Here is an 11,027-nt window from a genome sequence, read left to right as displayed (position 1 = left end):
CGCCGGCATCGCCCGCCGCGTCGTCGCCGGCGTGGGCAGTGGGGCGGCGGTCAGCGGGCCGTCGGGGAGGGGCGTCGTGGTGCCGGTGGGGGTGAGGCGGAGGACGCGGCAGTCGCGGGCCCAGCGGTCGGTGAGGGTCTCCGCGTCCGGCGCGTTCAGCCGCTTGCCCTTGAGTTCGGCGACCGCGGCGGTCCACGCCTCGCCGCCGGGCGCGAGTTCGGTCACCCCGGCGGTCCATTCGACGAGCCGGCCGCCCTTGTCCTTGCTGCGGACCGTCACCGAGGCGGTGCCGCCGTCCACCAGGCCGAGGCCGTCGAGCGGCTGTTCACCGGGTCCGCCGACGACGTTCACCGCGCCGTCGTGCCAGACGTGCCAGAGGGCCCGGCTCGGCCCGGTGGGACCCTGGACCCAGACCAGGCCCGACTTCTTGGCAGCCTCTTCGATCAGCGCCCGCGTCTCCGTCATGCGCCCACTTTATGACCACGCGCCGGTTCGTCCTTCCGTGCGCCGAAGATTACGGTTACTCTCCGCGATGCCACGGCCTAGGCTTGGCCCCGTGAGCGATCCCCGCACAGAGCAGCCGTCGGCCGTCGCCCCTCCCGTCCCGTCGCCGCGCCTCGGCCCGGGCCCGGGCACCTGGCGGGCGTACGCCTCCCTCGACGTCGTCCTCCTGCTGGTGGCCGTCGCGGGGCTGGCCCTGTCCGCGCCGCTGATCGCCCACATCACGGCCGTCCCCGCCCTCGCCATAGCGTTCTGGCGGAACGCCATGGCGGTCGGCGTCCTCACCCCCGTCGCGCTGCTGCGCCACCGCGCCGGCTTGCGCGCCATGGACCGCCGGGCGGTCGTCCTGGCCGTCGCCGCCGGCGCCCTGCTGGCCCTGCACTTCGCGGTGTGGCTGCCCAGCCTCGGCATGACCTCGGTCGCCTCCTCGACCGCCCTGGTCACCACCACCCCGATCTGGACGATGATCCTGCTCCGCATACGCGGCCGGCGGCAGCCCGGGGTGGCCTGGGCGGGCACCGCCCTGGCCTTCCTCGGCGTGGTGATCCTCACCGGAGTGGACCTCTCCAGTTCCCCGCGCGCCCTGGCGGGGGACGGTCTCGCGCTGGCCGGCGGCATGGCGGCGGCGGGGTACGTCCTGCTGGGCGCGGAGGTGCGCCGCACGGTGGCCACCGTTCCGTACACCCTCGTCTGCTACGCGACGACCACCGTCTTCCTGCTGGCGGCCTGTCTGGTGGCGGGCGCGTCGCTCGGTCCGTACGACGGCGGGGCCTGGACGCAGCTGGTGCTGCTGACGGCCACCGCGCAGCTGCTCGGCCACTCGCTGGTCAACCGGGTGGTGAAGAGCCTCGGCCCGTCCGTCACCTCGACCGCGATCCTGCTGGAGACCCCGGGCGCGGCGCTGATAGCGGCGCTCTGGCTGGGGCAGTGGCCGCCGGCCGCCGCCTACCCGGCGCTCGCGGTGATCCTGGCGGGCCTGGCCCTGGTGATCGCCGCGGAGCGCGGGGCACGGGGAGCGGCGGAAGCCGGCTAGAGCCAGCCGTTCCGCTTGAAGCCGCGGTGGATCGTCACACAGATCGCGACGGTGACGACCATGACGGTGGGATAGCCGTACTTCCAGTGCAGCTCCGGCATGTGCGTGAAGTTCATGCCGTAGATACCGGCGATCATCGTCGGCACCGCGAAGATCGCCGCCCAGGACGTGATCTTGCGCATGTCCTCGTTCTGCGCGACGGACGCCTGCGCGAGGTTGGCCTGGAGGATCGAGTTGAGCAGGTCGTCGAAGGCGACCACCTGCTCGTGCACCCGGGCGAGGTGGTCGGCGACGTCCCGGAAGTACTTCTGGATGTCCGGGTCGACCAGCCGCATCGGCCGCTCGCTCAGCAGCTGCATCGGCCGCATCAGCGGCGTCACCGCCCGCTTGAACTCCAGCACCTCCCGCTTCAGCTGGTAGATCCGGCCCGCGTCGCCACCGCGCGAGGAGCCCTTGCTGGGAGCGGAGAAGACGTCGATCTCGACCTCGTCGATGTCGTCCTGCACCGCGTCGGCGACCGCTATGTAGCCGTCCACGACCTGGTCCGCGATGGCGTGCAGGACTGCCGACGGGCCCTTGGCCAGCAGCGGCGGGTCCTGCTCCAGCCGGTGCCGCAGGGCGCGCAGCGAGCCCTGGCCGCCGTGCCGGACGGTGATGACGAAGTCCTCGCCGGTGAAGCACATCACCTCGCCGGTCTCCACCACCTCGCTGGTCGCGGTGAGTTCGGCGTGCTCCACGTAGTGGATGGTCTTGAACACGGTGAACAGCGTGTCGTCGTACCGCTCCAGCTTGGGCCGCTGGTGGGCGTGGACGGCGTCCTCCACCGCGAGCGGGTGCAGGTTGAACTCGCGCGCGATGCCCGCGAACTCCTGCTCCGTCGGCTCGTGCAGACCGATCCAGACGAAGCCGCCCTCGGCGCGGACGCGCCGGATGGCCTCGGCGGGGCCGCAGGGGGCGCTGACCCGCATCCCCTCGCGGTAGACGGCGCAGTCCACCACGGCACTGCAGGCGGACGCGTCCCGGGTGGCGTCGTACACGTACGGGGTCCCGCCGCGGCGCAGGGCGGGACGGACGGCGGCGCGCAGGTCACGGATCATCGACATGGCTGGCTCCATTCACGGGCCGGCCGCCGGTCGGGGCGCGGGGGCAACACGGCCCGGAACGGGGACGTGCGGGCCTGTGACGGACCGAGTACGGACACAGGCGGACGTCCACGAAGCGGGCCGCGCTTCGTGCGCCGCGCGAGAACGGCGGCAGTTCGCGGAGAACTTCGCTGAAGGCTTGCGGGAGGGCATGAGGGCAGCGTTCTCCCGCCAAGAGCCGCGGGCGCGAAAGGACTTCCGGGAGCCGGCGCGGAGGGCCCGGCGGTGGAAGGCGTCAGATCACACGAATCGCGGAACGCGCGTCCGGAGCGACGAGGCGGGAGAACTGTCGGTACTGCACGGTCGACTAGGATCCACCGCAGCCCCACCTCCTCCGGCCGGTCCCCGCTGAGGGACGGACGTAACTCCCTGACCAGAGGCCAAGGCTAGCAGCCGCCCGGGACGTCAAGCCCCCGCTTTGCCTGTTCGATACACGTTCTATGCTCGGCGCCATGTCAGACGTTCTCGCACGGGTCGAGGCCGGACTCCGTTCCGCGTTCGGGGAACCGGACGCGCGCGCCGCGGTCACCTTCCTCGGCACCGACCGCATCGAGGTCCTCCGCTTCCCCGTGCCCGGCACCGGCGACGCGCCCGGGGCCGGTGCCGCGGACGGGGACGCCGTCCGCTACGCCACCCTCGGCATGTCCGCGCACCCCATGGCCGACCCGACGTCCCCGCTGGCCGACCCGGTACGCGGGCCGCGCGCCGAGCTGCTCCTCACCGTCCGTCCCGGCCGCGCCGACACGGACAAGGTGCTCCGGCCGCTCGCCGTGCTCGCCGCCTCCCCGCAGGTGGAGGGCCTGGTCGTGGCCCCGGGCGCGTCCCTGGACACGGGCGAGCCGCTGTGGCCCGGCGCCCCCTTCACCGCCGTCCTCGTCGGCGAGCCGGGCGGGCTGGTGGCCGACTTGGAGCTGGGGGAGCCCATGGACCCCGTCCGCTTCCTCCCGCTGCTGCCGATGACCCCCAACGAGGCCGCCTGGAAGCGCGTGCACGGCGCGGCGGCGCTCCAGGAGCGCTGGCTGCGGCACGGAACGGACCTGCGGGACCCGCTGCGGAAGGGCGTTCCGCTCGACTGACGCCGGCCGGCGGGCCCGCTCGGCGGGCCGCCCCGGCACGGCACTCCGGAAGGGTGATCGTCCTTGACGCGACGGCGCCCTCGGAGGACCGTTGGAACCTATGAGGGGCGAACCCAGTTGCCCGAAGTGCGGTGGCCGGGTGCGTGCGCCCGGTCTCTTCGCCGACTCCTGGCAGTGCGCCGTGCACGGGAGCGTGCACCCTCTGCAGCCCGTGGTCCCGCCGAGCGTCGAGGCGCTGGCCGTGGTCGTCGGCCGGGCCCGGGTCCCCGTCTGGATGCCCTGGCCGCTGCCGGTGGGCTGGCTGTTCACCGGGGTCGTCTGCGCCGGTGACGACCGCAGCGGGGGCCGGGCCACCGCGGTCGCCTGTTCCGGGCCGGGCCCGCTGGGCGGCCCTGGGGAGCTGCTGCTGGTCGCCGAGGAACTGGGCGTCGGACTGGGCGCGCGGTACGCGGGCATCGACGGCCCCGACCCCGGCGCGCGGCTGACCGTCGACCGCCCCCCGGACGCCAAGGTCCTCGCGGCCGGCCGCCCCACCCCCCTCTGGCACGTCTCCGGCGTCCCCTCCGACCGGGCGGTCTTCGCCGGCGAGGCGTGCGGCCTCTGGCTGTGGGCCATCGTCTGGCCCGAGCGGTCCGGGCTGCTGATGTACGACGAACTGGTCCTCACCGATCTGCGGGACGCGGGCGCCGAGGTGGACCTGCTGCCGTGCGGGGCGCTCTCGCCCTGGATCGTCTCGCCCTGAGCCCGTCGAGTCCGTGATCGGGCGGGGGTATGACTCCGCACTGTACAAACCGCCGCACCCGGGGTGCCGGATCGGACCGGCCGGTGAGCGGGCGGACGACCGTTATCCTGAACCGGTTCCGTCCGTAGCGTGATTCTGATCGGTTCCGTCCCGTTCAGTTCCCGTCTCCGTTCTCGTCCGTTCGCTGGGAGGCCCGTGTCGTGCGTATCGACCTGCACACCCACTCCACGGCCTCCGACGGCACGGACACCCCCGCCGAGCTGGTGCGCAACGCCGCGGCGGCCGGCCTGGACGTCGTCGCGCTGACGGACCACGACGGCGTCGGCGGGCACGCGGAGGCCATCGCGGCGCTGCCGCCGGGCCTGACCCTCGTCACCGGAGCGGAGCTCTCCTGCCGGCTGGGCGGCGCCGACGGTGTCGGCGTGCACATGCTGGCGTACCTCTTCGACCCGGCGGAGCCGGAGTTCGCCCGCGCGCGCGAACTCGTCCGCGACGGCCGTGAGCCCCGGGCCCGCGCCATGGTGGCCCGGCTGCGCGAGCTCGGTGTGCCGATCACCTGGGAGCGGGTCGCCGAGCTGGCCAAGGGTGCCGTGGGCCGGCCGCACGTGGCCACGGCCATGGTCGAGCTCGGGGTGATCGACACCGTCTCGGACGCGTTCACGCCCGAGTGGATCGGCAACGGCGGCCGCGCTTACGCCGACAAGCAGGAGTTCGACCCGTTCGAGGCCGTCCGCCTGGTGAAGGCGGCCGGCGGGGTCACCGTCCTCGCCCACCCGATGGCCGTCAAGCGGGGCGTCTGCGTCCCCGAGGGCGCGATAGCCGAGCTGGCCGCGGCCGGACTCGACGGCATCGAGGTGGACCACATGGACCACGACGCCGCCACCCGCGCCCGGCTGCGCGGCCTCGCCGCCGATCTCTCCCTGCTGACCACGGGCTCCAGCGACTACCACGGCCGCAACAAGACCTGTGAACTCGGCGAGTTCACGACCGATCCCGAGATCTACGGCGAGATCACGCGCCGCGCGACGGGCGCGTTCCCCGTCCCGGGCGCGGGCGGCTGAGCCCGCACCACCCCGGAAGGCCCTCCGCGCGGGCCGGGCGCTCCTGACGGCGTCCGGGCTTCCGCGCGCATCCGTGCGCCGTACGACTGCGGCACGCCGTCACCGCTTCCGGTTGGCCCCTCTCCTGCCGAGTTCTCGCTCGCTTGTCTCCGGCTTCCTCCGGCTTGATCCCGGCGGCCGCCCCGCGCGCCGCCTCCCGTCCTCCGACCGGCACCACACCGCAAGGCCCTCACTGTGTTCGACTTCGCTGTCTTCGGCTCGCTCTTCCTCACCCTGTTCGTGATCATGGACCCGCCCGGGATCACGCCGATCTTCCTCGCCCTGTCCTCGGGCCGGCCCGCCAAGGTCCAGCGGCGGATGGCCTGGCAGGCGGCGGCGGTGGCCTTCGGCGTCATCACCGTCTTCGGCGTCTGCGGCCAGCAGATCCTCGACTACCTGCACATCACCACCCCGGCTCTGATGATCGCGGGGGGTCTGCTCCTGCTGCTCATCGCCCTGGACCTGCTCACGGGCAAGTCGGAGGAGCCCACGCAGACGAAGGACGTCAACGCCGCGCTGGTGCCGCTGGGCATGCCGCTGCTGGCCGGACCCGGTGCGATCGTCTCGGTGATCCTCGCCGTGCAGCACGCGGACTCGTTCGCCGCCCAGGTCTCGGTGTGGACCGCCATCGCCGCCATGCACGTGGTGCTGTGGCTGGTGATGCGCTATTCGCTGCTCATCATCAAGGTGATCAAGGACGGCGGTGTGGTCCTCGTCACCCGGCTCGCGGGCATGATGCTCTCCGCGCTCGCCGTGCAGCAGATCATCAACGGCGTCTCCCAGGTGATCCACAACTGGTGAACGGCCGCGCGGGCGGCCGGTGAAGGCCCCCGGAAACGCGAAGCGCCCCCGTACGGACGGTCCGTGCGGGGGCGTTCCGCGTCCGACGACGGCCGGACGTGCGTACTCTTCAGCCTGTCACCGCGTCGCGGTGTCGGCCGGGCGGATGTAGATGCGCTGGCCGACCGAAGCGGCCTGCTGCACTATCCGGTTGACGGAGGCGGCGTCCACGACGGTGCTGTCGAGGGCGGTGCCGTCGACGTCGTCCAGTCGCATGATCTCGAAGCGCACAGGCTTCTCCCTTCGTCTGATCCTCCTGAGGAGAACTTCGTAAGAACAGGAACACGCGCCGCCACACTGCGGCGCTTTCCCATACGTGTCCAACGAGGTGCTGTCTGCAAACATTCCCTACGCTAAAGAAATTTTTATCATGACTAATTACTAGTCGGTAGTGTGGCGCCGAACACGACCCCGCCACAGTGCACTCACTCCCCCCACACCACGTGGCCTCCCACCGGCCACGGATGAGCGAGCATCCATGACCGAACACCATGCCGAAGCGCCCGACCTCGCCGCGGTAGTCGCCGGCATCGAGCGCACCAACGAACTCCTCACCCGCGTTCTCGCCGAGGTCGCGACCACTCCCGCCACCCACGCCGTCTTCGTGGACGCCGGCTACGCCTACGCCGCGGCCGGCCGTCTCGTCGTCGGCAGCGAGGACCGGCGGGCCATCGAGCTCGACGCCGAGGGCCTGATCGAGGCGTTCATCGACAAGGCCCGCACGATCTTCCCGGACAGCCGGCTGCTGCGCGTCTACTGGTACGACGGCGCCCGCCGCCGCATCCACACCGCCGAGCAGCAGGCCATCGCCGAGCTCCCCGACGTCAAGGTGCGGCTGGGCAACCTCAACGCCCACAACCAGCAGAAGGGCGTCGACTCCCTGATCCGCACCGACCTGGAGACCCTGGCCCGGCACCGGGCGATCAGCGACGCCGTGCTCGTCGGCGGCGACGAGGACCTGGTCTCCGCCGTCGAGGCGGCCCAGGGGTACGGGGCCCGCGTCCACCTCTGGGGCATCGAGGCCCCCGGCGGACGCAACCAGGCGGACCCGCTGCTGTGGGAGGTGGACAGCCGGCGCACCTTCGACCGCGACTTCTGCGAGCCCTACGTGACCCGGCGGGCCGCCCCGGAGTCGCTCGCCGACGCCGCGCCGTACCGGGGGCCGATCCCGGACCGCGAGGAGGTGCGGTTCGTCGGTGCCCGGGTCGCCTCCGAGTGGCTCGGCGCCCGGGGCCCGGACTCCCTGGCCGAACTCCTCCCCGGCCACCCCTATCTGCCGGGCGCCGTCGACCAGGAGCTGCTGGTCGCCGCGGAGGCGCTGCTGGGCCTGTCACTGCGCGGCCACGCGGACCTGCGCCGGGCGCTGCGTGACGGATTCTGGGACCACTTGCGCATGAGGTTCTGAGACCCGGGCGACGGCGGTGCCGCGAGAGAGCGGTGCCACGGGACACGGGTGCCATGAGACCGGGGCGCCGTGAGACGGGGGTGCCGCGAGAGAGGGGAAGGGAACTCCGGAACGAAGGGGGACCCGGTTTCGCGACGGAGAGGGATGGAGTCCCGAAACGGGGGCATACGCCGGTGGGAAGAACTGCGCGTGGGACGCGCGTGCCGGAATGCGCACCGGAGGACCGAGTGGAACCCTTGCTACGGGTGGGTCGCGGCCCCACGCGCGCCGGCCGCCCGTCACCACTGGAGTACCGGACAAGAGAAACGAGGCGATCGGCCATGTCGGCTTCCGACCGTGCGGGGCCGGGGACGCCCTGCTGGGTGAGCCTGTTGACCGGCGACCTCGGCGCGGCGCAGCGCTTCTACGGCGCGGTGCTCGGCTGGACATTCCGGCAGGGATCGCTGGGGGAGGACTTCTGCGTGGCCCTCTCCGGCGGCCGGCCGGTCGCCGGGCTGGGCAACGTCGCCCGCAGGATGGGCGTGCCCGTCCACTGGAGCAGCTACTTCGCCGTGGACGACGCGGACACGGCGGCCGCGCGGGTCCGGGAGCGCGGCGGCACCGTCGCCGTCGGCCCGCTCGCCTTCGGCGGCGGCCGCGCCGTACTGGCCGCCGACCCGGACGGCGCGGTCTTCGGCTTCTGGGAAGGGCGGGTGCTGCGCGACTGGAGCATCGGCAGCGGCGCCGCCCCCGCCTGGCTGGAACTGCGCACCCGCGACTGCTTCGACGCCGCCCTCTTCTACGGCGGCGTCTTCCAGTGGGACGGCCAGGACACCGACGTGCGCTACGAGGACGACGTGGTGATGGTGCGGGTGGCCGGCCAGACGGTGGCCTGCCTGCGCGGCGGCGCCGTCGAGGCGGCCCCCGACCCCAAGGTGCGGCCGCGCTGGCACGTCTACTTCCGGGTGGACAACGTGGAGAAGGCCGTCGAGGCGGCCCTCGCGGCCGGCGGCTCGGTCGCCGCCGAGCCGGGTGTCTCCCGGGTCGGCCAGGAGGCGACCCTCTGCGACTCCGAGGGCGGCATCTTCACGGTCACCGAGGCGGCGCGGGGCTGCTGACCTCAGGCCGGGAGGCCGTCGGCGGCGTACGCGGCGTCGACGGCGTCGGTGGCGTCGGCGGGGAGAGCCAGAAGTCGAGGAGCCGGGCGGCGGTGGCCACCGGCTCCTCGGCGTTCGGCGAGTGCCCGGCGCCCGCGATCACCACACGCCGGGCGGACAGTTCCTCCGCCATCGCGTCCAGTTCGGGCACCGGCCAGGCGTAGTCCTCCTCGCCGGAGACCACACACAGCGGCAGCGGCAGCCTCGCCAGCTCAGCGACCCGGTCCGGTTCCGTCATCAGCTGCCGCGCGGTGGTGGTGAGTTGAACGGGGTGGGTGGTCAGCCAGCGGCGGTGCAGGAAGGCGTCGTGCTCCGCCGGGTCCGGTGCGTTCGTCGCGTCCGCTGTGTCAGTCGTCCCCACCGGGGCTGTCGGATCGGTCGGGGCCGTCGGCGTGATGCCTTCCTCCGGTCCGCCGCCCTGCTCGGCGTCCAACCGTCGCATCTCCCGCCACACCTCCTCCATGCTCATCCTCAGCCCCTCCAGCGCGTGGATCAGCAGCCGGGTGCGCTCCCGCTGCCCGGCGGAGACCGGCCCCCGCCCGCTGCTCATCAGCGTCAGCGAGCGGAACGGGCGCGGGTCGCGGAGCACGGCCGCCCGGGCGATCAGCCCGCCGAGCGAATGACCGAGCAGGTGCACCGGGCCGTCGCCGAGCGCGGCGGCCTGTGCCAGGACGTCCAGCGCCAGCTCCTCCCGGCCGTAGGCCGACGCGTCGGCGGACCCCGGGGTCTCGTACTGCCCACGCCCGTCCACCGCGACGGCCCGCAGACCACCCTCGGCGAGCGGCTCCAGCAGCGCGATGAAGTCCTCCTTGCTGCCCGTGAACCCCGGCACCAGCAGTACCGTGCCGCGGTGCTCTCCCGCCGGCCGGGCGTCGTGGACGGCGAACTCGCCGCGCGCGGTGGCGAGCCGGTACGCGCGGGCACAGGGGGGCAAGGTGAGGAACGGCGGCCTGCTCATGGAGCGAGGCTAACGCGGCGTCCGATCGCCGCCAGCCCCGGGAGCGCCCGGCGGCGAGGATCAAGGCATGCAGAACACAGTGAACAGCGCAGTGGTTCCCACCGAGTTCGACGGCAAGGCCGTCCTCGTCACCGGCGGCAGCCGGGGCATCGGCCGGGCCGTCGTCCTTCGCCTGGCGGCGGGCGGCGCGGACGTCGCCTTCACCTACCAGTCGAACGAGCGGGCCGCGGCCGACGTCGTCGCCGAGGTGAAGCGGCTCGGCCGGCGCGCGCTGGCCGTCCGCGCCGACGCGGCGGACGCCGCGGAGGTACGCGGGGCGGTCGACACGGCCGTCTCCGAGTTCGGACGGCTCGACGTCCTGGTGAACAACGCGGGCGTGGGCGCCATGGGCCCGATCGGCGAACTGACCGAGGAGGACGTCGACCGTGTCCTGGCCGTGAACGTCCGGGGGGTCTACCTGGCCACCCAGGCCGCCTTGCGGCACCTCGGCGCGGGCGGGCGCATCGTCATGATCGGCAGTTGTATGACGCAGTACACGCCGTTCGGCGGCGGCACGCTCTACGCCACGAGCAAGGCGGCTCTCATCGGCCTGACCAAGTCCCTGGCCCGTGAGCTCGGTCCGTCCGGCGTCACCGTCAACATCGTCCACCCCGGGCCCGTCGACACCGACATGAACCCGGCGGACGGGCCGTTCGCCGAGGCCCAGGCGGGAGCGACGGCCGTCGGGCGGTACGCGCGGCCCGAGGAGATCGCGGCGACGGTGGCGCACCTGGCCGCGCCGTCGGCCGGGTACGTGACGGGCGCTTCGGTGGCGGTGGACGGGGGGCTGGCGGCGTAGGGAGGCCGCCGAAAAGGCCGGACGGGCTGGGAATCCAGCCCGTCCGGCCTTTTGAGGTCAAGCGGCGGTGCCGCTCTGACGGGGTCCGGGGCGGAGCCCCGGGAACCGGTGAGGGGGTGAGCCGGGGCTCAGCACCCTCAGGCCACGGCCTCCGCCTCGGCCGCGGGCGCGGCGGTGGCCTTCTTGGTGGTGCGGGTGCGCTTCGGCTTGGCCTCGGCCTCACCCTCCGCCTCGGCGACCGGCGCGGCGGCGGCCT

At 73.3% G+C, this 11,027-nt stretch carries 12 protein-coding genes; 8 read left to right on the top strand and 4 right to left on the bottom strand.

Features of this window, described 5'->3' with window-relative positions; all coding sequences use genetic code 11:
- Positions 1–465, bottom strand: a 465-nt coding sequence (locus tag ACSNOK_RS24360; protein ID WP_436782897.1) for a hypothetical protein, incomplete at its 3' end; no start/stop codon positions are given.
- Between the two features lie 91 nt (positions 466–556).
- Here ACSNOK_RS24360 and ACSNOK_RS24355 point away from each other — a divergent pair.
- Positions 557–1,534, top strand: coding sequence for a DMT family transporter (locus tag ACSNOK_RS24355; protein WP_436782896.1), 978 nt, complete (start codon positions 557–559; stop codon positions 1,532–1,534).
- On the opposite strand, the gene corA is transcribed toward ACSNOK_RS24355, so the two are convergent.
- Complete coding sequence (gene corA / locus ACSNOK_RS24350; RefSeq protein WP_436782895.1) at positions 1,531–2,637, bottom strand: magnesium/cobalt transporter CorA; 1,107 nt, start codon at positions 2,635–2,637, stop codon at positions 1,531–1,533. The genes ACSNOK_RS24355 and corA overlap by 4 nt on opposite strands.
- A 491-nt stretch (positions 2,638–3,128) precedes the next feature.
- Here corA and ACSNOK_RS24345 point away from each other — a divergent pair, with 491 nt between their 5' ends.
- The 4 genes from ACSNOK_RS24345 (at position 3,129) to ACSNOK_RS24330 (ending at position 6,395) form a co-directional block, all read left to right on the top strand.
- A complete protein-coding gene (locus ACSNOK_RS24345) occupies positions 3,129–3,752 on the top strand; it encodes a suppressor of fused domain protein (RefSeq protein WP_436782894.1) in 624 nt (207 codons plus the stop codon).
- A gap of 100 nt (positions 3,753–3,852) precedes the next feature.
- On the top strand, positions 3,853–4,494 hold the full coding sequence (locus tag ACSNOK_RS24340; protein ID WP_436782893.1) for a DUF6758 family protein: 642 nt from the start codon (positions 3,853–3,855) through the stop codon (positions 4,492–4,494).
- Positions 4,495–4,694: 200 nt separating this feature from the next.
- A complete protein-coding gene (locus ACSNOK_RS24335; protein ID WP_436782892.1) occupies positions 4,695–5,555 on the top strand; it encodes a PHP domain-containing protein in 861 nt (286 codons plus the stop codon).
- A 234-nt stretch (positions 5,556–5,789) separates the two neighbouring features.
- On the top strand, positions 5,790–6,395 hold the full coding sequence (locus tag ACSNOK_RS24330; protein ID WP_436782891.1) for a MarC family protein: 606 nt from the start codon (positions 5,790–5,792) through the stop codon (positions 6,393–6,395).
- Between the two features lie 117 nt (positions 6,396–6,512).
- Here ACSNOK_RS24330 and ACSNOK_RS24325 read toward each other — a convergent pair whose 3' ends face one another.
- Positions 6,513–6,665: a hypothetical protein gene (locus ACSNOK_RS24325; protein WP_171170788.1), complete on the bottom strand. Its 153-nt coding sequence runs from the start codon at positions 6,663–6,665 to the stop codon at positions 6,513–6,515.
- Between the two features lie 247 nt (positions 6,666–6,912).
- On the opposite strand from ACSNOK_RS24325, the gene ACSNOK_RS24320 reads away from it, so the two are divergent.
- On the top strand, positions 6,913–7,839 hold the full coding sequence (locus ACSNOK_RS24320) for an NYN domain-containing protein (RefSeq protein ID WP_436782890.1): 927 nt from the start codon (positions 6,913–6,915) through the stop codon (positions 7,837–7,839).
- A gap of 320 nt (positions 7,840–8,159) precedes the next feature.
- Positions 8,160–8,936 carry a VOC family protein gene (locus tag ACSNOK_RS24315; RefSeq protein ID WP_436782889.1) on the top strand — a complete coding sequence of 259 codons (777 nt, stop codon included), beginning with the start codon at positions 8,160–8,162 and terminating at the stop codon, positions 8,934–8,936.
- Here ACSNOK_RS24315 and ACSNOK_RS24310 read toward each other — a convergent pair.
- The gene (locus ACSNOK_RS24310) at positions 8,911–9,933 is read right to left on the bottom strand and encodes an alpha/beta fold hydrolase (protein WP_436782888.1); all 1,023 of its coding nucleotides are present in this window, start codon (positions 9,931–9,933) and stop codon (positions 8,911–8,913) included. The two genes, ACSNOK_RS24315 and ACSNOK_RS24310, sit on opposite strands and share 26 nt — an antisense overlap.
- 67 nt (positions 9,934–10,000) lie before the next feature.
- On the opposite strand from ACSNOK_RS24310, the gene ACSNOK_RS24305 reads away from it, so the two are divergent.
- Positions 10,001–10,771, top strand: a complete 771-nt coding sequence (locus ACSNOK_RS24305) for an SDR family oxidoreductase (protein WP_436782887.1) — start codon at positions 10,001–10,003, stop codon at positions 10,769–10,771.
- Positions 10,772–11,027: the final 256 nt, after the last annotated feature.

The sequence above is a fragment of the Streptomyces sp. URMC 126 genome, assembly GCF_051386555.1.
Lineage (GTDB): Bacteria > Actinomycetota > Actinomycetes > Streptomycetales > Streptomycetaceae > Streptomyces.
The sequence above is the reverse complement of the archived record's forward strand: the minus strand, read 5'-3'. Positions and strand labels throughout refer to the sequence as shown.

Bases quoted from the DNA above. Each gene is read 5' to 3' on its own strand.
- ACSNOK_RS24345 (WP_436782894.1), top strand. From the start codon at position 3,129: ATGTCAGACGTTCTCGCACGGGTCGAGGCCGGACTCCGTTCCGCGTTC.
- ACSNOK_RS24320 (WP_436782890.1), top strand. From the start codon at position 6,913: ATGACCGAACACCATGCCGAAGCGCCCGACCTCGCCGCGGTAGTCGCC.
- ACSNOK_RS24310 (WP_436782888.1), bottom strand. From the start codon at position 9,933: ATGAGCAGGCCGCCGTTCCTCACCTTGCCCCCCTGTGCCCGCGCGTAC.
- ACSNOK_RS24340 (WP_436782893.1), top strand. From the start codon at position 3,853: ATGAGGGGCGAACCCAGTTGCCCGAAGTGCGGTGGCCGGGTGCGTGCG.
- ACSNOK_RS24305 (WP_436782887.1), top strand. From the start codon at position 10,001: ATGCAGAACACAGTGAACAGCGCAGTGGTTCCCACCGAGTTCGACGGC.
- ACSNOK_RS24315 (WP_436782889.1), top strand. From the start codon at position 8,160: ATGTCGGCTTCCGACCGTGCGGGGCCGGGGACGCCCTGCTGGGTGAGC.
- corA (WP_436782895.1), bottom strand. From the start codon at position 2,637: ATGTCGATGATCCGTGACCTGCGCGCCGCCGTCCGTCCCGCCCTGCGC.